The sequence below is a fragment of the Amycolatopsis sp. NPDC049691 genome, from assembly GCF_040675005.1.
In the GTDB taxonomy this organism is placed as follows: domain Bacteria; phylum Actinomycetota; class Actinomycetes; order Mycobacteriales; family Pseudonocardiaceae; genus Amycolatopsis.
In genome coordinates, this window is the sequence record NZ_JBFANX010000003.1 from 493,632 (window position 1) to 510,471 (window position 16,840).

General features: G+C 72.2%; 16 protein-coding genes. 5 read left to right on the top strand and 11 right to left on the bottom strand.

What is annotated here, in order from left to right:
* Positions 1-2: 2 nt before the first annotated feature.
* A complete protein-coding gene (locus AB0J40_RS09415; protein ID WP_364449842.1) occupies positions 3-983 on the bottom strand; it encodes a phosphotriesterase-related protein in 981 nt (326 codons plus the stop codon).
* A gap of 2 nt (positions 984-985) precedes the next feature.
* The gene (locus AB0J40_RS09420; protein ID WP_364449843.1) at positions 986-2,638 is read right to left on the bottom strand and encodes an AMP-binding protein; all 1,653 of its coding nucleotides are present in this window, start codon (positions 2,636-2,638) and stop codon (positions 986-988) included.
* Positions 2,639-2,924: 286 nt separating this feature from the next.
* Between AB0J40_RS09420 and AB0J40_RS09425 the strand changes: the two genes are divergently transcribed.
* The gene (locus tag AB0J40_RS09425) at positions 2,925-3,734 is read left to right on the top strand and encodes a hypothetical protein (protein ID WP_364449845.1); all 810 of its coding nucleotides are present in this window, start codon (positions 2,925-2,927) and stop codon (positions 3,732-3,734) included.
* 6 nt (positions 3,735-3,740) lie between these two features.
* On the opposite strand, the gene AB0J40_RS09430 is transcribed toward AB0J40_RS09425, so the two are convergent.
* Positions 3,741-6,800 (bottom strand): glycoside hydrolase family 2 TIM barrel-domain containing protein, encoded by a 3,060-nt coding sequence (locus AB0J40_RS09430; protein ID WP_364449847.1) that lies wholly within the window; start codon positions 6,798-6,800, stop codon positions 3,741-3,743.
* A 142-nt stretch (positions 6,801-6,942) separates the two neighbouring features.
* Between AB0J40_RS09430 and AB0J40_RS09435 the strand changes: the two genes are divergently transcribed.
* Positions 6,943-7,740, top strand: coding sequence for an enoyl-CoA hydratase-related protein (locus AB0J40_RS09435; protein ID WP_364449850.1), 798 nt, complete (start codon positions 6,943-6,945; stop codon positions 7,738-7,740).
* On the opposite strand, the gene AB0J40_RS09440 is transcribed toward AB0J40_RS09435, so the two are convergent.
* Entirely contained in the window at positions 7,725-8,120 is a 396-nt protein-coding gene (locus AB0J40_RS09440; RefSeq protein ID WP_364449852.1) for a hypothetical protein, read from the bottom strand. The genes AB0J40_RS09435 and AB0J40_RS09440 overlap by 16 nt on opposite strands.
* A gap of 155 nt (positions 8,121-8,275) precedes the next feature.
* Here AB0J40_RS09440 and AB0J40_RS09445 point away from each other — a divergent pair, with 155 nt between their 5' ends.
* The gene (locus AB0J40_RS09445) at positions 8,276-8,788 is read left to right on the top strand and encodes a dihydrofolate reductase family protein (protein ID WP_364449855.1); all 513 of its coding nucleotides are present in this window, start codon (positions 8,276-8,278) and stop codon (positions 8,786-8,788) included.
* Here the strand turns inward: AB0J40_RS09445 and AB0J40_RS09450 are convergent.
* The 4 genes from AB0J40_RS09450 to AB0J40_RS09465 all read right to left on the bottom strand — a co-directional run bounded on the left by AB0J40_RS09450 (position 8,785) and on the right by AB0J40_RS09465 (position 12,335).
* The gene (locus AB0J40_RS09450) at positions 8,785-10,332 is read right to left on the bottom strand and encodes a carboxyl transferase domain-containing protein (protein WP_364449858.1); all 1,548 of its coding nucleotides are present in this window, start codon (positions 10,330-10,332) and stop codon (positions 8,785-8,787) included. The two genes, AB0J40_RS09445 and AB0J40_RS09450, sit on opposite strands and share 4 nt — an antisense overlap.
* Complete coding sequence (locus AB0J40_RS09455) at positions 10,329-11,099, bottom strand: SDR family oxidoreductase (protein WP_364449860.1); 771 nt, start codon at positions 11,097-11,099, stop codon at positions 10,329-10,331. Before AB0J40_RS09455 ends, AB0J40_RS09450 begins: the two co-directional genes overlap by 4 nt.
* A complete protein-coding gene (locus tag AB0J40_RS09460) occupies positions 11,096-11,848 on the bottom strand; it encodes an SDR family oxidoreductase (RefSeq protein WP_364449862.1) in 753 nt (250 codons plus the stop codon). The genes AB0J40_RS09455 and AB0J40_RS09460 overlap by 4 nt, the downstream gene beginning before the upstream one ends.
* Before the next feature lie 100 nt (positions 11,849-11,948).
* Positions 11,949-12,335 (bottom strand): MerR family transcriptional regulator, encoded by a 387-nt coding sequence (locus AB0J40_RS09465; protein ID WP_364449865.1) that lies wholly within the window; start codon positions 12,333-12,335, stop codon positions 11,949-11,951.
* Between the two features lie 50 nt (positions 12,336-12,385).
* Between AB0J40_RS09465 and AB0J40_RS09470 the strand changes: the two genes are divergently transcribed.
* Entirely contained in the window at positions 12,386-13,516 is a 1,131-nt protein-coding gene (locus AB0J40_RS09470; protein ID WP_364449868.1) for a serine hydrolase domain-containing protein, read from the top strand.
* A 56-nt stretch (positions 13,517-13,572) separates the two neighbouring features.
* Here AB0J40_RS09470 and AB0J40_RS09475 read toward each other — a convergent pair whose 3' ends face one another.
* Positions 13,573-14,337, bottom strand: coding sequence for a trypsin-like serine protease (locus AB0J40_RS09475; protein WP_364449870.1), 765 nt, complete (start codon positions 14,335-14,337; stop codon positions 13,573-13,575).
* A gap of 273 nt (positions 14,338-14,610) precedes the next feature.
* On the opposite strand from AB0J40_RS09475, the gene AB0J40_RS09480 reads away from it, so the two are divergent.
* The gene (locus AB0J40_RS09480; protein ID WP_364449872.1) at positions 14,611-15,537 is read left to right on the top strand and encodes a hypothetical protein; all 927 of its coding nucleotides are present in this window, start codon (positions 14,611-14,613) and stop codon (positions 15,535-15,537) included.
* A 24-nt stretch (positions 15,538-15,561) separates the two neighbouring features.
* Here the strand turns inward: AB0J40_RS09480 and AB0J40_RS09485 are convergent, their stop codons facing one another.
* Positions 15,562-16,341 (bottom strand): alpha/beta hydrolase, encoded by a 780-nt coding sequence (locus tag AB0J40_RS09485; protein ID WP_364449874.1) that lies wholly within the window; start codon positions 16,339-16,341, stop codon positions 15,562-15,564.
* Positions 16,342-16,355: 14 nt separating this feature from the next.
* Positions 16,356-16,808, bottom strand: coding sequence for a cupin domain-containing protein (locus AB0J40_RS09490; RefSeq protein WP_364449877.1), 453 nt, complete (start codon positions 16,806-16,808; stop codon positions 16,356-16,358).
* Positions 16,809-16,840: the final 32 nt, after the last annotated feature.

A 16,840-nucleotide genomic window follows, 5' to 3' on the forward strand; every position in this document is an offset into this window, starting at 1 on the left:
TCTCAGGACGCACCAGGATAACGCCACGACAGGAACCGCCGCGGGTTGTCCACCAGCATGGTCGTGATGTCCGTTTCGGACACCCCGCGCTCGCGCAGCGCCGGCAGCACGTCCCGGGTGATGTGCAGGTAGTGCCAGTTCGGCGTGAGCACCGGCAGCTGCTCGGCCGGCAGCCAGTCGATGTAGCAGGACGCGTCGTGCGAGAGCACCATGCTGCCCGCGTAGCCGCGTTCGCACAGCGCCGCGACGGTGTTCACCCGCTCCTCGAACGGCAGCAGCAGGTCCAGGCCGAACCGGTCCATGCCGAGCAGCGACCCGCGGTCGGCCAGCTCGGTCAGGTATCCGAGGTCGGTCGAGTCGCCGGAGTGCCCGAGCAGCACCTTGCCCAGGTCGACGCCCTCGTCCTCGAAGATCGCCTGCTGCTCCAGGCCCCGCCGGGTGCCGGCGTGCGTGTGGGTCATGATCGGCGCGCCGGTTTCGAGGTGCGCCTTCGCCACCGCCCGCAGCACGCGCTCGACGCCGGGGGTCACGCCGGGTTCGTCGGTGGCGCACTTGAGCAGCCCCGCCTTGACGCCGGTGCCCGCGATGCCCTCGCGGAGGTCCCCGACGAACATCCCGACGAGCGGATCCTCGCCCTGCAGCATCGTGCCCGGGCCACGGAAGTGCAGGTAGTGCGGCACGTCGTTGTACGTGTAGAGCCCGGTGGCGACGACGATGTTGACCTCGACCTCGGCGGCGACCCGCTGCACGCGCGGGATGTACCGGCCCAGGCCGATCACCGTCGGGTCGACGATCGTGTCGATGCCCGCGTCCTTCAGCTCCTTGAGCCGCCGGATCGCCTCGGGGACGTGCTCGTCCTCGCGGAACCCCTCGTGCTCCGGGTAGTTGGCGGCGAACTCGGGGCTCAGCACGAAGAGGTGCTCGTGCATGAGCACCCGGCCCAGCGCTTCCGGCGCGATCGCGCCGCGGACGGTCTCGACCATCGTCAGCCCCTCGCCCGGAGTTCGCGGCGGAGGATCTTGCCGCTGGTGGTCTTCGGCAGCTCGTCGAGCACCTCGATGGTGCGCGGGTACTTGTAGGCGGCGAGCCGCTCCTTGCACCAGGCGACCAGTTCCGCGGGGTCGGCCTTCGCGCCCGGTGCCGGGCTGACGTACGCCTTGACCGTCTCGCCGCGGTATTCGTCGGCGATCCCGACGACGGCGGCTTCGCGAACCGCCGGGTGCGTGTACAGGACGTCTTCGACCTCGCGCGGCCAGACCTTGAAGCCGGACGCGTTGATCATGTCCTTCTTGCGGTCGACGACGTAGACCCAGCCGCGCTCGTCCATGAAGCCGATGTCGCCGGTGAGCAGCCGTCCGCCGGGCAGCGCCTCGGCCGTCGCGTCCGGCCGGTTCCAGTAGCCGGAGACGACCATCGGGCCCTCGACGGCGATCTCGCCCGCCTGCCCGAACGGCAGCTCTTCGCCGTTTTCGCCGAGGATGCGGACGATCGTGTCCGGCACCGGCAGGCCGATCGAGATCGTGCCGGACTCCGGGTCGATCGGCGCTTCGAGCGTGCCGGGCACGACGACGCAGCCGGCCGTGGTCTCGGTCAGGCCGTAGCCGTTGTGGATGTAGTGCCCGGTCTTCGCGCGGAAGGCCTCGACGACGGCGGGCGGCAGCGCGGCGCCGCCGGAGTAGAGCAGGGCGAACGACGAGAAGTGCTCGCGGCTGAACGACGGGTGCGCCATCAGCGCCATGTAGGCCGTCGACGGCCCGACCGTGTACGACGGCCGGTGCTCGAGGAAGGCGTCGAGCACCACGCCCGGCTCGAAGCGGTAGGCGAGGGCGAGCGTGCCGCCGATGTCGATCGCGGAGCCGACTTCGCAGACCATGCCGGTGATGTGAAACAGCGGCGCGAGCCCGAAGAGCGTCGAACCCGCGGGCAGGCCGCTGAAGGACCCGAGCCCGGCGGCGTTGGTGCCGACGTTGCCGTGGGTGTTGGTGGCCCCCTTCGGCGTGCCGCTCGTGCCGGAGGTGTAGCTGATCAGCGCGGTGTCGCCGAGCGCGAACGCGGGTTCCGGCGGCTTCGGGCCCGGCGTGGCGGCGGCTTCGAGGAGTTCGGTCGCGCCCGGCGTCTCCTCCTTTTCCACCTTGGCGAAGACGCGCTCGTCGTCGCGGGTCTGGAACTCGAGTTCGCTGGTGGTGAGGGTGATGCCGACGCCGGTGGCCGCGGCCGTCTCGCCGATGTAGGCGTTCCAGCCGCGCTGCGAGCAGACGACCGCCTTGACGCCGGCGTCGGTGAAGACGTGGGTGAGTTCGCGCTCGCGGTACATCGGGTTGACCGGCACGACGATGCCGCCGGCCTTCCACGCGCCGAGCAGCGCGATCACGAACTGCGGGATGTTCTGCAGGACCAGGGCGAGCCGGTCACCGCGTTCGAAGCCGTTCTGCGTCAGGTAGCGCGCGAAGCCGTCGGAGAGCTCGTCGACCTCGCGGTAGCTCAGCCGCGCGTCGAAGTACGCGATCGCCGCCCGCTCGGGATCGGCGTCCACCGCGCGGCGGAACGACTCCGGCAGCGTCGTCGGCTCCGCCGGTCCCGCGTCCCGCACTCGTTCGTCGTAGCTCGCGAGCCAGGGCTTCGCGTCGTACCAGCTCATCCAGTGACCTCCCTTGGACACCGACCGGTCGGTATGCCGACGCTAGGAGGCCGAGGCGGTCCACGTCAAGACCCGGCTTCGCGGGAATCGCAGAAGCCGCCTTTCACTGCGTAATACGGACCCCGGTTCGGAATGGTTCAGCATCTCTCCGATTGCCGTTTTTCCCTGGACAAATCCGTGGTGGAGCAGCCACGATGACCTCCGCGGCCCACTCGGCCGCGCCATTCGGAACAACCGCGCGCTGCCCGTGTGGTCCCTCTCTGTTCACGCTAACTTGGAGTGATTCATGCCTGCTACCGGTGGACGGCACCGCCTCTCACGGCGGACGAAGATCGCGACGGCGGCCCTCGGCCTCGCGATCGCGGCCGGAGCTCTGGTGATCGCGACGACCGTCGGCGACCCCGGCGCGGCCAACGCGGCCGGGGCGGCCTCACCCGGGCAGATCACCTGCCCCGACGTCGCCTCGCGGCTCCCCGCCATCCCGGCGTCGGCCCAGGCCGAGGTCCAGCGCAACCTCGACCTGCTGAACACGCAGATTTCCGAAGCCAACAACCGGCTCGTCAGCACCGTCGGCCAAGGCGGCCCGAACTTCGTCCAGAACGCCATCCTCGGGCCGCTGAAGGACAAACGCGTGTCGACGATCGACCGGATCGCCATCGCCATCGGCCGTCAGGGCCAGAAACCCCAGGGCCTCGACAGCCTGGCGACGTGCTCACTGGGCGGCCAGGCGAACGCCGGCGCGGGGACGGTGTCGACGGCACCGGCACCGGTCCAGAACGGCGGCAACACGGGCAACACCGGGAACGCGGCCGGGCAGATCACCTGCCCCGACGTGGCGTCGCAGCTCCCGGCCATCCCGGCCTCGGCCCAGGCCGAAGTCCAGCGCAACCTCGACCTGCTGAACACGCAGATCGCCGAAGCCAACAACCGGCTCGTCAGCACCGTCGGCCAGGGCGGCCCGAACTTCGTCCAGAACGCCATCCTCGGGCCGCTGGAAGACAAGCGCGTCGCGACGATCAACCGCATCGCGACCGCCATCGGCCGCACCGCGGCCAAGCCGCAGGGTCTCGACGCGCTCGCTCCCTGCAGCCGCTGACCCGGATCAGCGGGCCGCGAGGGCGCTGATCCGCAGGAAACCCTTCGCGGCCATGGTGATCCGCACTTCGGTCGTCGTGACGGGATCGAACTCGAGCGTCGTCGGGTCGTTCGAGCCGCTCCCCCACGTCACCTCCAGGTTCCGCACCGGCTCCCAGCCCCGCGCGGTGCGGTGGGCGACCTCGGCACCGGCCGGCAGCGCGTGGTTTCCGTCCACGACGAAGTTCGCGGTCACCGCGCCGATCCGCCGGGCCGCGGGCCAGGCGAGCGACACCCAGTCCGCCGCGCGGGGGCGGCTCACCGCGGGCAGCGTCGCGGTCGCCTGCTTGACGTAGAAGTTCGACCAGCCCGTGGCGGGATCGCCGTCCAGCATCGCCGCCGGCAGCGTGTCGGGCGCGCCCGAGTAACTCGCGTCCGCGGCCACGAAGGCCGGGAGCACCGGCCGGTCCACGGCCCGGGCACCGGGACCGTTGCGCTGCCCGAGGTTCGTGCCCGGCAGCGTCGTCTTCCCCGGTGCCAGGCCCGGCGCGCTCGCCGTGACGGTGATCGGCCCCCGGCCGCCGGTCGCCGCGATGACGGCGACGGCCTGGCCGCGAAACGCCGGGATCGTCGGCTGCTGGTAGCTCTGGGCGAGTTCCTGTCGCCCGTTGTCGACGCCGGCGACCCGCCCCGGCCCGCGGACGGCGAACCGCAGCACCGGCTCCGCCCCGGGCACCAGAACTCCGCGGGAGTCCACGACGGACGCGGTCACGAACGCCATCGCGCCCTCGCCGCGCGGCTCGGCGGTCAGCGTGACGGCGTGCGGCGGCCCGGCCGTGACGAGCCGGTCGCGCGCCACCTCGCGGCCGCCGGCCGTGGCGATCGCCGTGAGCGTGCCCGGTTCGAACGGCACGGTCCACGTCAGGTGCAGCTTGCCGCGGCCGCCGTTCGGGCTGGTGTAGCTGCCGGAGGGGTCGTTCTTGTCGTCACCGGAGGGTTCCGGCGTTTCGAGGTACGGTCGTCCGTCCACAGTGGTCTTTCGGTCGAACTTCCGGACACCGAGCGACCGTCCGTTGAGGACCAGCTCGACGGTGTCCACAGTGGAGTAGACCCACACCGCGACCGGCTCGCCGGGCCGGTGGGTCGTCCAGTCCATCGGGGTCAGGTGCACCATCGGCGCGGTCGTCCACTGGCTGCGGAAGAGGTGGAAGGCGTCCTTGGGCAGGCCCGCGCTGTCGATCGCGCCGAAGAACGACGTCTTGACCGGGAAGACGTCGTACGGCGTCGGCTCGCCCAGGTAGTCCTGCCCGGCCCAGAGGAACTGGCCCTGGCAGAACCGCCGGTCGCGGTCCTTCTTGAGCGAGTACTCGCCGCTGAAGGTCCACGAAGCCAGGTTGTTGTCGTACGACGACGTCGCGCGCTTGCCCGGCGTGTGGTTCTCCCCCGTGTTGAGCAGGTCCGGGTCCTGGTAGACCCCGCGCGTCGAGGTTTCCGACGACGACTCGGACTCGAAGAAGAACTTGTCCGGGTACCGCGCGTGCAGCCCGTCGATCGACTGCGCGGTGTTGTAGTTGACGCCGAGGCCGTCGAGCTGCCGCAAGATCAGGTCCTGGGGCGAGCCCGGCGCCGGCACGCTCCGGTAGCGGTCCGAACCCATGACGACGGGCCGGGTGGGGTCGATCCCGCGGACGGTCCCGATCAGCTCGGCCGCGATCGCCGGGCCGTCCGCCATCGAGGCGTCCGGCACCTCGTTGCCGATCGACCACAGCACGACGGCGGGCGAGTTCTTGGCCGCGTGCACCATTTCCGCGATGTCGCGCCCGCTCCACGCGTCGAAGTCGCGGTGGTAGTCGAACTCGAGCTTCCCGGTCCGCCAGCAGTCGAACGCCTCGACCATCAGGAGGATCCCGAGCCGTTCGCAGAGGGTCACCAGCTCGGGCGCGGGCGGGTTGTGGGCCGTCCGCAGCGCGTTGGCGCCCATCGCGAGCATCAGCCGCAGCTGGCGCTCCAGCGCGGCCGGGTCGATCACCGCGCCGAGCGGCCCCTGCGTCGAGTGCAGGTTGACCCCGCGCAGCTTCATCGGCTCGCCGTTGAGCGAGAACCCGCGGTCCGGGTGGAACTCGGTGTACCGGAAGCCGAAGTCCGCGGTGGTCGTGTCGAGCACCCGCCCGGCCACGACGACGTCGGTGCGCACGCGGTACAGCCGCGGTCTCGCGACCGACCAGAGCCGCGGTTCCCCGACGCGCTGGGTGGTGACGGCCGTCGTGGTCTTCCCGGCGGGCACCGGCACGGTCGTTTCGCCGGTCGCGACGACGTGGCCGGCGGGGTCGGTGACGGTGGTGCGCACCTGGACGGCCGTCGCCACGGCTTCGTCGTTGACGACGTCGGTGGTCACCCGGACGGTCCCGCGGCCGGCGGCGATGTCCGGAGTCGTGACGAAGGTGCCGTGCCGGGCGATGTGCACCGGTTCGGTGACCACCAGCCGGACGCGGCGGTGGATGCCGCTGCCGGAGTACCAGCGGCTGCTGGGCAGCGGGTTCACCGCGCGGACGGCCAGGACGTTCGGCGTGCGGCCGTCGGTGTGCAGGCGACTGGTGAGGTCGAAGGCGAAGCCGGTGTAGGCGTACGGGTGGTTGCCCAGCAGTTCGCCGTTGAGGAAGACGTGGGCGTCGGAGTAGACGCCGTCGAACTCGACCGACACCCGCTTCCCGGCGAGCGACGGCGGCAGGGTGAAGGTCCGGCGGTACCAGCCGAGGCCGCCCCGGAAGAAGCCCGAGCCGCTCTGGGTGCCCCGGCCGGTGGGCGGGAGTTCGATGCTCCAGTCGTGCGGGACGTCGACGACCTGCCACGCCGAGTCGTCGTAGGCGGGGTCCGGGGCGTCGGCGAAGCGGCCCTCGGGGTCGGTGACGCCGTCGGGGTTCGCGAGGGCGAAACGCCAGCCCGTGCCCAGGTCGGTGGCCCGGCCGGGGAGGGTGAGGGCCGGGCGCCCGAGGGCTTCGGCGGCCCGGGCGGCGGGCGCGACGGCGGAGGTGACCACGGCGGCGCCCAGGCCGCCGAGAACGTGGCGCCTGCTGGGGGTGTGCGGCATGGGCGGGTCCCTTCCGGCGGGCGGACGCGACGGAAAGCACTATCGCACAAGGGTTTCCGGGCGACCAACGGGTTCGATGATTTCGAACTGGCACTGCGCCAAGCGACCGCTTAGTATGATGACCGGACCCGAGGAGGCAGCCATGTCCACTGTGGACGGAGTGCGGTACGCGGCGGACGGCCCGGTCGCCACGCTGACGTTCGACAAGCCCGCCCGCAGCAACGCGATGGACGTGCCGATGCAGGCCCGCTACGGCGCGCTCCTGCGGCAGGCGGACGCGGACCCGTCGGTACGGGCGGTGGTCGTCACGGGCGCGGGCAGGGCGTTCTGCCCCGGCGCCGACCTGGGGCTGCTCGACGGCCTGGCCACCGCTCCCCCGGCCTCGGGAGGCGGCCACGAGAACTTCCGCGACGTCCTGGCGGCATCGGCGGTGGGCGTCCCGGTGGTGGCGGCGATCAACGGCGGCTGCGCGGGCCTGGGATTCGTGATCGCGTGCTCGGCGGACGTCCGTTTCGCCGCGGCGGGCGCGAAGTTCACGACGGCGTTCTCGCGCCGCGGGCTGATCGCGGAGTACGGGATCGCGAAGCTGCTGCCCTCGCTGGCGGGCGAGGGCCGAGCCCGCGACCTGCTGCTTTCCGGCCGGACGTTCACCGCGGAGCAGGCCATGGACTACGGCCTGGTCCAGGAGGTGGTCCCGGCGGAGGAGCTGGGGCTGCGCACCCACGCGTACGCGACCGAGCTGGCCACCTACAGCGCACCACGCTCGATGGCGGTGATGAAGCGGCAGTTCGCCCGGGAGGCACTGCTGCCGCTGGAGGAGGCGGCCCGCGAGGCCACGGCGTTGATGATCGAGTCGTTCGGGCGGCCCGAGCTGGCCGAGGGGCTGGCCAGCTGGAACGAACGCCGCGCGCCGGAGTTCCCGCCCTACCCGGCCGGCTGAGTTCGCCGGTTCGCTTCGCAGCGCTTGAACAAGTAGTAACCCACGACCTCGCCCTCGACGGCGACGTACTGGCCGGACTCCATCGTCATCGCGCGAGCCTGCTGCCCCTGCTCGACGAAGACGAACGAACCGTTCACCAGCTCCCAGCCCTCTCGGCAGACGGAGTTGAGCACCGCGACCGGATCACTCTCCCGCTGCCCGGTCGCGCTGTCGATGATCGCGGCGATGACGCCCTGCTGCTTCGTTGCGCCGATGGAGCACTGAAATACCTGGTCACCCCGATCGAAGCCCGCCCGAGCGCGACCGACAGGCGATCGCTCGAAGACCTCCCGGTCCTTCGCTGCCAGCTCTTCGGGGGTCTTCTTCCTGCGCAGCGCCACCGCTGACCTCCGACTGTGCCGCACCTCCGGCGGGTGCCGTCTTGATGTCGGCGATCAGGCGCCGGAAGTTACTCCGCGCCCCACCTCGACCGATGACTTTTCCCGCCACCGGCCGTCAGTACCGGAGTCCGTGCACACCGGCTCAGGGAGACACCATGGCGAAACTGCTCTACGGCTTCAGCTGCTCGCTCGACGGCTTCATCGCCGGCCCCGGCGGGGACATGTCCTGGCTGACCCCCTACCTCGGGCCCGATCCCGTCGTCGACGAGCTCATCCCCGAGATCGGCGCGCTGCTCGTCGGGCGCCGGACCTACGGGGGTGATGATCCCCACCGCGGCACCGAAGGCGAGGGCAAGGCCTTCGGCGGTGGCTGGGACGGTCCGCAGTTCGTGCTCACCCACCGGCCCGCTCCACCGGCGCCCGGTGTCACCTTCGTCGGCGATCTCGCCGACGCCGTCGGGCAGGCGAAAGAAGCCGCCGGGGACAAGTACGTCAACGTTCTCGGCGCCGACGTCGCCCGGCAGTGCCTCGATGCCGGGCTGCTCGACGAAATCCTCGCCATGCCCGTCCCCGTGCTGCTCGGGGACGGCGTCCGGATGTTCGACCGGCCCGGCGGGAAGCCCGTCGGCCTCGAAGTCGTCAAGCCCAACTGGTACCGGGTTCTCTAGGGCCGCATCCCGAACGACGGGCGGCCCAGCAGTTTCGGCAGCACGGCGTAAGCGTCCGGCACCCAGTCGCACAGCCGGGCGCGGGTCTCGCGCGGGTCGATCACGTCCTCCACCGAGAACCGCTCCGCCGTCCGGAACGGCGAGCGCACCGCGTCCAGGCGGGCGCGGATCTCCTCGATCCGCGCCGCCCGGTCGCCGGCTTCGTCCAGTTCCGCGCGGTAGGCCGCTTCGATGCCGCCCTCGACCGGGAGCGAACCCCAGTCGCCCGAGGGCCACGCCCAGCGGCGGACCAGGCGGTGGCGGTTGACCTGACCCGCGCCGCCGACGCCGAACACGCGCCGGACGATCACCTCGGCCATCGGCACCCGCGCCTGGTAGACCGCCGTCACCGCGCGGGCGCCGTGCCGGATCGCGCCCGCCCGCTCGGCCGCCGCGCCGATCACCATGCCCGCCTGGTCGGTCAGCGACACCAGCGGCAGGTGGAACGTCTCGCAGAGGTCCACCAGCCGGGTCATGACGTCGGCGCCTTCGGGTGTCAGCGTCGCGCCGCGGTACGGGTCCGTGGCCAGGACGCCGACCGGGTGCCCGTTCAGCCGCGCCAGTCCCGCGTACGCCGAGCCGCCCGACACGGCGTAGTCGAAGACCGAACCCTCGTCGAAGACGCCGTCGAGCAGGGGCCGCAGCCGGTACGGGTGACGGCGGTTGCGCGGCACCAGCGAAAGCAGCCCCTCGTCGGCCCGGCCCACCGAGTCCGAAGTGGACCCGACCGGTGGCAACGCGTCCACAGAGGACGGAAGGTACGACAGGAACTGTTTCGCCACCGCGAAAGCCTCGGCCTCGGACGCCACGATCCGGTCGACCGCGCCGCTGCGCCGGTGCACGTCGGCGCCGCCCAGCTCCTCCTTGGTGAGGTCCTCCCCCGTCGCGTGCTTGACGACCGGCGGCCCGGCGACGAACAGCTGCCCGGCGCCCTCGACGAGGACGTTCAGGTGCGACATGACCGCCCGCGCGGCACCGAGCCCCGCGACCGGCCCCAGGCAGAGCGCGACCACCGGCACCGCCGAGAGGTTGTCCACCACGAGGTCCCAGCCCGGGTTGACCGGGACGTAGGTGAACCCGTGCTGCTCCAGCATCTTGACGCTGCCACCGCCCCCGGTGCCTTCGATCAGCCGCACCAGGGGCAGGCCCAGCTCGTTCGCCAGCCGCTCGGCGTGGACCTGCTTCTCCATGATCGCGGCGTCGGCGGCGCCACCGCGGACGGTGAAGTCGTCGCCGCCGATCGCCACCCGGCGGCCGTCGAGCCGCGCCGTCCCGATGACGAAGTTGGCCGGGGTGAACGAAGCCAGTTCTCCGTCCACATAGGACGCGGTGCCGGCCAGCGCGCCGATCTCGTCGAAGCTGCCGGGATCGACGAGGGCCGCGATCCGCTCACGGACCGTCGAGCGCCCGGCCGCGTGCTGGCGGGCCACCTTCTCCGGCCCGCCCATGCGCTCGGCCAGCTCACGCCGCCGCGCGATCTCGTCGACCTCCGGCTGCCAGCTCATCCGGCTTCGACGGCCGCTTCGACCTTGCGCTGCAGCTTGTTCATCCCGCCCAGCCACCGGTCGGTCTGCGTCGCGCGCGCCGCGTAGTAGTCCGCGACCTCCGGGTGCGGCAGCACGAGGAACTGCTTCGCCGCCATCGCCGCGAACAGCGCGTCCGCCACCTGCTCCGGCTCGATCGCCGACGCGCCCATCAGCAGCTGCCCGGCGGTGCCGGTGCTCTCCAGCATCGCGGTGCGCACACCCTGCGGGCAGATGGCCTGCACGGTGATGCCGCGGTGCCGGTAGGTCGCCGACAGCCACTCGGCGAACGCGAGCGCGCCGTGCTTGGTCACCGAGTACGGCGCCGAGCCGAGGCTGGTCAGCAGCCCGGCCGCCGACACGGTCGCGATGAAGTGCCCCTGACCGCGCTCGAGCCAGTTCGGCAGCAGCAGGTTGGCCGCGCGGACGTGCGCCATGACGTTGACGTCCCAGGTGCGCGCCCAGACCTCCTCGGGGCTTTCCGCGCCGCCGAAGGGGGCGATGCCCGCGTTGGCGCAGAAGACGTCGATCTCGCCGAGCGTCTCACGGGCGCTGTCGATCAGCTTCGCCACGCCTTCGGGACTCGCGACGTCGCCCGCGAACGCCGTCCCCTTGACCTCGGCCGCGACTTCGGCGGCCTTGGCGCCGTCGAGGTCGGCCACGACGACCTGGGCACCGTCGGCGGCGAAGCGGCGGGCGAGCGCGGCGCCGATGCCCCCGCCGCCCCCGGTGACGACGACGCCGGTCACAGGCCACCGCCGAGGGTGACGCCGCCGTCGAGGACCATCGTCTGGCCGGTGATCCAGCCGGCGTCGTCGGACAGCAGGAACGCGACGGCGCCGGCGATGTCGGCCGGCACGCCGAGCCGCTTCATCGGGTATGCCGCGGAAACCTCTTCCTCGCGGCCTTCGTAGAGCGCGGTCGCGAACTTCGTCTTGACGACGGCGGGCGCGACGGCGTTGACCCGGATCTTCGGCCCGAGCTCCGCGCCGAGTTCGACGGTGAGCCGGATCAGCGCGGCCTTGCTGACGCCGTACATGCCGATGCCCGGCGAAGCGCCGAGCCCGGCGACGGAAGCGACGTTGACGACCGCGCCGCCGTGCTCCCCCATCCACGCGTCGCGGGCGCGCTTGGTCCAGCCGAGCGGCGCGAGCACGTTGACGCCGAGGATCTTCGCCGCCGCGGCCGGGTCGATGTCCAGGGTCGGGCCGTAGACGGGGTTGATGCCGGTGTTGTTGACCAGGTAGTCGAGCCGGCCGAAGGTCTCGATCGTCTTGGCGACGGCTTCGTCCTGGTGGTCGGTGTCGTCGGCCTTGCCGGGCACGAACATGGCGACGTCCGGCCCGCCGAGTTCGTTGACGGCCTCTTCGAGCGCCTCGGGCTTGCGCGCGGTGATGCACACCTTGGCCCCGCGCTCGACGAGCGTCTTCGCGATCCCGAGGCCGATGCCCCGGCTGGCCCCGGTGACGATCGCGACGCGATCCTTGAACGAGTTCACGGCTGTGTGTCTCCTTCGCGGTGTGGTACCCGGCACATGCTAAGCGGTCGGTCAGGTGCCCATTATGCGCGCCGCCGCCATCCTCTCAAGCCGACGCGCGTCACACCGCCGACGACGCGGGTACCTCGCAGGGCTTCCCCGCCGCGAGCGAGCCGCTGGAGGTCGCGATGATCGCGTCGAGCCGGGCGCGGGTCGCGCTCAGGTCGCGGACGCGCTCGTCGATGCGGTCGCGTTCGGCGGTCAGCCGCGCCAGCAGCTCGGGGGTGACCTCGCCGGTCACCACACACGGCAGGATGCCCAGGATCGTCCGGCTGGACAGCCCCGCGGCGTAGAGCTGCCGGATCAGCTCGACGCGGCCGACCGCGGCGTCCGCGTAGTGCCGCTGGCCGCTGGGGCTGCGCTGCGAAACCAGCAGCTCCTGCTCTTCGTAGTACCGCAGCGCCCGGACGCTCACGCCCGTCTTCGCGGCGAGCTCTCCGATCCGCACGCCGATCCACCCTTGCCTCTGACGTCAACGTCAGGTTTTAGCGTACGGCCATGACCGAAGTACGCGGAACCTTCGACTCCCGCTTCGCCTCCGTCCACGACGCGTTCCGGCGCGCCCTCGCCTCCGGAGAAGAGCTCGGCGCGTCGCTCGTCGTCGACCTCGACGGCGAACTCGTCCTCGACCTCTGGGGCGGCTTCCGCGACGAAGCGCGCACGACGCCGTGGGAGCGGGACACCATCACCAACGTCTGGTCGACCACCAAGACCGTGGTCAGCCTGGCGGCCCTGGTGCTCGCCGACCGCGGCGCCCTCGACGTCCACGCGCCGGTCGCCCGGTACTGGCCCGAGTTCGCCGAGAACGGCAAGGAGCACGTCGAGGTGCGGCACCTGCTGTCGCACACATCGGGGGTGTCCGGGCTGGCGCAGCCGGCCGCGGTGGCGGACCTCTACGACTGGGACAAGACGACGGCCCGGCTCGCCGCGCAGGCGCCGTGGTGGCCGCCGGGCACCGCATCGGGCTACCACGCCACCAACTTCGGCCACCTGATCGGCGAGGTGATTCGGCGGGTCAGCGGCAGGACCGTCAAGGACTTCGTCGCCGAGGAGCTCGCCGGGCCGCTGGACGCCGACTTCCGGATCGGGGCCGCGGAAGCGGACTGGCCGCGGATCGCGCCGGTCGTCCCGCCCCCGCCGGCGCGGTTCACCCCCGAGCCCGGCAGCGTCATGGCCAAGACGCTGGGCGGCCCGGCCGTCGACGCGGCCGTCGCCAACACCCCGGCTTGGCGCCGCGCGGACATCGGGGCGGTGAACGGCCACGGCAACGCCCGCTCGGTCGCGCGGATGCTCTCGGCGCTCGCCCTCGGCGGCACGGTCGACGGCGTCCGGCTGCTCGACCCGGACACCATCGGCCTCGTCTTCGAAGAGCAGGCGAACGGGACCGACCTCGGCCTGGGCATCCCGCTGCGCTGGGGCATCGGCTACGCCCTCCCCCGCCCCGACGCGGTGCCGTGGGTCCGCGACGGCCGGGTCTGCTTCTGGGGCGGCTGGGGCGGTTCGGTGATCGTCATGGACCTCGACCGGCGCCTGACGATCTCCTACGTGATGAACAAGATGGCGCCCGGCGTCATCGGCTCCGACCGCAGCACCACCTACGTCGACGCGGTCTACGCCACTCTCGGCTGAGGCGTGGGTGCGGGCCGCCGGCCGGTCGGGGGCACGGCCGGCGACCCGGGTCTTTCTCAGACGCCGCTGACCTGGCGGATCCAGCTCCGGCCGGCGGCGACGCTGCCGTAGGTGGTGGTGCTGGACCGGTCGCTGGTCGAGCAGACGCCCACCTGCACGCCGTCGTCGACCATCGGGCCGCCGGAGTCACCACCGGCGACGGCGCCGTTCGGCGTGTCGGCGGAGATCGCCGGCCCGCCGAAGTAGTCGCTCGCGGAGGTGTCGGAGATCTGCACCGACGCCTTCTTCAGCACGCTCGACTGGTGGTTGCCCTCGTCGGAGGACTGGGTCGCGCCCCAGCCGTAGACGGTGGCGCCGTCGCCTTCCTGCGCGTCCGAGGAGCTCGACGCGAGCCGCGCGTAGGTGCTGCCGCCGGTGGTGTTCAGCTGGATCAGGGCGAGGTCGCCGCCGGAGTACACGTAGGTCGACGACGCTTTCGCGTGCACGCCACCGGAAGCGCTGTTCGACCCGACGTAGAGGTCGATGTCGGTGAGCCGCCGCCCGTTGTTGTCGTACATGCAGTGCTTGGCGGTCAGCACCCAGCGCGCGCCGATGAGCGTGCTGGTGCAGAAGAACGTGTAACCGTTGGCGTGGCCGTTGAACCGGGTGAGGTAGCCCGGGTTCTGGGCGGTGCTGCCGCCGATGATCGACGGCTGGGCGTCGGGCGAAAGCGGCGTGACGGGTGCGGCGGCCGACGCGGGGGCGGCGAGCGTCGCGAGGGCCGCGGCCGAACCGGCGAGCAGCGCGGCGGCGCGGACGAAACGGCGGGATGACTCACGCATGGGGACTCCTCGGGGAACCGGTGGGGACTCACCGAACGTAAGCGCGCGGTGCGCCACGGGTAACCGTCCGAAGATCCGAGCCGATCAACGGAACAAGACAGTCCCTTCGACGGGTTGCCCCGGCCGCGGCCGACGTTCGTCGGGTGACAGCGGCGATCCGCGGCTGCTAAACCGAATGCCGTCCGGCACCACCGCGACCGGACGCCAGTGCCGGCCGCGCGTGATCCGCCTGTCCCGGAAACCCCTGCCCCGCATCGACACCGAGGATCACCGATGCCGTTGTTCGCGGTGCCGCACCCGGACCTCGCCGCGCGGGAGCTGGCGCACGCCCTCGCCGCCGGCCCGTTCAGCCGGGCGCTTTCCCTGGCCATCGACCGCAGCGGCCTCGGCCTCGCCCGCCTCCGGGACCGGCTGGCGGCCGCGGGTGCCCCGGTCAGCACGACGACGCTCAGCTACTGGCGGACCGGCCGGACCCGCCCGGAGCGGCCGGATTCCCTGCGCGCGGTGACGGTGCTGGAAGACGTCCTCGGCGTGCCCGCGCGGGCGCTGACCGAGCTGCTGGCCCGCCCCGGCCGGCCGGGCGCGCCGGATGCGGTGCGGTGGGAGCGGTTGTGGGGCCACCGCAACCGGATCCTGCCGGCGCTGCGGTCGTTCGACGCGGCCGACGAGACGTCGCTGGTGGCCGTCAGCGTGCACGAAGAGCTGCACGTGGGTGCCGACCGGTCGCTGACCCGGCTGCGGGTGCGCGAGGTCGTCCGCGCGGTCGAAGAACCGGTGCAGGCCAAGGTCGTGGTGCTGCGCGGCTGCGTGCCCGGCCGCCCGCCGAGGCTGGTGTCGACGCGCTACTGCCGGGCCGTGCGGACCGAAGTGCTGCCGGAGGCGGGGTTCGTGCTCGGCGAGCTGGTGCCGAGCCGGTCGCTGGCCGTCGGCGAGACGGCGATCCTGGAGTACGAGTTCGCCTACACCGACGGGGTGCCGGACACGAGCTACGACCGCCGGTTCCGCCACCCGGTGGCGGAACACCTGCTGGAGGTCCACTTCGACCGCCTGCCGGCGACGTGCCACGGCTACCGGCTGGATTCCCCGGGCGGGCCGGAGCGGGACGTGACCGCGATACCGCTGTCTGCGGCGGCCCCGGCGCACGTGTTCACCAGCGGCGGCCCGGGCATCCGGGGCATGCGCTGGAGCTGGCCCGGCTGAAGGTGCCCTTCAGCCGGGCGCCGCTCAGGCCTCCTCCGCGAACTCCGCGACCAGCTCCTGCAGCTTCGCGGGCGTTTCCAGCTGCGGCAGATGTCCCGCGTCCTCGATGAGCACGAACTTCGCGTCCGGCAAGGCGTCGCTGTAGGCCTTTCCGTGCTCCGGCGGCACGATCCGGTCCGCCGCGCCCCACACCACCAGCGCCGGCGTGGCCGCCGCCGGCAGCCGGCCCAGCAGTGTCGGGTCGGCCATCGTCGTGCCGCCGTAGACCTGCAGCGCCGCGCGGTTGCCCGCCATCGCCGCCTGGCGCTCGGGCGGGAGCTTCGCGGGGTCGATGCGGAACGCGTCCGGGTTCGCGTAGCTCAGCTCGGCGACCTCGTCCATGGTGAGGCTGAAGAAGTCCGCGATCGCCGCCTGCGGGAGGTCGAGGCCGACCGCGTCGACCAGCACCACCCCGGCGACCCGCGGGGAGCCGAGCAGGGCCAGCTCCGCGGTGATCCACCCGCCGATGGAGTTGCCGGCCACCGTGACACCGGTCAGGTCGAGCGCGTCCAGCAGCGCGGAGTAGAGCCGGGCCAGCCCGGCGATCGTCGTCAGCGGCTCGGGGCGGGGCGTGCCCTCGAAACCGGGGTGGACCGGCACGAGCACCCGGAAGCCGTCCGCGGCGAGGCGCTCGGCGAACGCGGTCACCGACGCCGGTCCCGCGCCGCCGTGCAGCAGGAGCAGCGGGCGGCCGGTGCCGTACTCGGTGTAGGTGACGTCGACCGGACCGGACTCGGCGAGGTCGACGCGCTGGCTGTTCGTCATGGGTGGGCTCCTGGTCAGTCGGTGACGGGTTCGGTGGCGTAGTTCCGCATGACCTCGGTCAGCGCTTCGGGCGTCGGCGGGCGCCCGCCGGCGATCATGTCGCGCAGGTCGCGGAAGTAGTTGACGTACAGGTCCGGGGTGAAGGTGTTGAGCATGACCGCGGGCTCGTCGCCCGGGTTCGCGAACGTGTGCGGCGCTCCCGGCGGGACCATCACGAGCGTGCCCGCCGTCGCGTGGTGCTCCTGCGTGCCGACGGTGAAGGTCACCCGGCCCGACACGACGTAGAAGCCCTCGTCGTGCTGGGCGTGCCGGTGCTGCGGCGGCCCGTCGGTGTGCGGGGCGACGACGATCTCCGCCATGCCGAGCCGGTGCTCGGTGGTGCTGCCGTCTTCCAGGATCCGCACCACGGTCGTGCCGATGCCGATCGACTCGCCGCCCTCCGGTCCGACGACCGATACGTCCGCCATGCCGTGCTCCTTTTCCGAGGTCCTGCAGCCAA

What these genes read in the sequence shown, in the direction of transcription:
- AB0J40_RS09415 (WP_364449842.1), bottom strand. Translation starts at nt 983, where the DNA reads ATGGTCGAGACCGTCCGCGGCGCGATCGCGCCGGAAGCGCTGGGCCGG.
- AB0J40_RS09420 (WP_364449843.1), bottom strand. Translation starts at nt 2,638, where the DNA reads ATGAGCTGGTACGACGCGAAGCCCTGGCTCGCGAGCTACGACGAACGA.
- AB0J40_RS09425 (WP_364449845.1), top strand. Translation starts at nt 2,925, where the DNA reads ATGCCTGCTACCGGTGGACGGCACCGCCTCTCACGGCGGACGAAGATC.
- AB0J40_RS09430 (WP_364449847.1), bottom strand. Translation starts at nt 6,800, where the DNA reads ATGCCGCACACCCCCAGCAGGCGCCACGTTCTCGGCGGCCTGGGCGCC.
- AB0J40_RS09435 (WP_364449850.1), top strand. Translation starts at nt 6,943, where the DNA reads ATGTCCACTGTGGACGGAGTGCGGTACGCGGCGGACGGCCCGGTCGCC.
- AB0J40_RS09445 (WP_364449855.1), top strand. Translation starts at nt 8,276, where the DNA reads ATGGCGAAACTGCTCTACGGCTTCAGCTGCTCGCTCGACGGCTTCATC.
- AB0J40_RS09450 (WP_364449858.1), bottom strand. Translation starts at nt 10,332, where the DNA reads ATGAGCTGGCAGCCGGAGGTCGACGAGATCGCGCGGCGGCGTGAGCTG.
- AB0J40_RS09470 (WP_364449868.1), top strand. Translation starts at nt 12,386, where the DNA reads ATGACCGAAGTACGCGGAACCTTCGACTCCCGCTTCGCCTCCGTCCAC.
- AB0J40_RS09475 (WP_364449870.1), bottom strand. Translation starts at nt 14,337, where the DNA reads ATGCGTGAGTCATCCCGCCGTTTCGTCCGCGCCGCCGCGCTGCTCGCC.
- AB0J40_RS09480 (WP_364449872.1), top strand. Translation starts at nt 14,611, where the DNA reads ATGCCGTTGTTCGCGGTGCCGCACCCGGACCTCGCCGCGCGGGAGCTG.
- AB0J40_RS09485 (WP_364449874.1), bottom strand. Translation starts at nt 16,341, where the DNA reads ATGACGAACAGCCAGCGCGTCGACCTCGCCGAGTCCGGTCCGGTCGAC.
- AB0J40_RS09490 (WP_364449877.1), bottom strand. Translation starts at nt 16,808, where the DNA reads ATGGCGGACGTATCGGTCGTCGGACCGGAGGGCGGCGAGTCGATCGGC.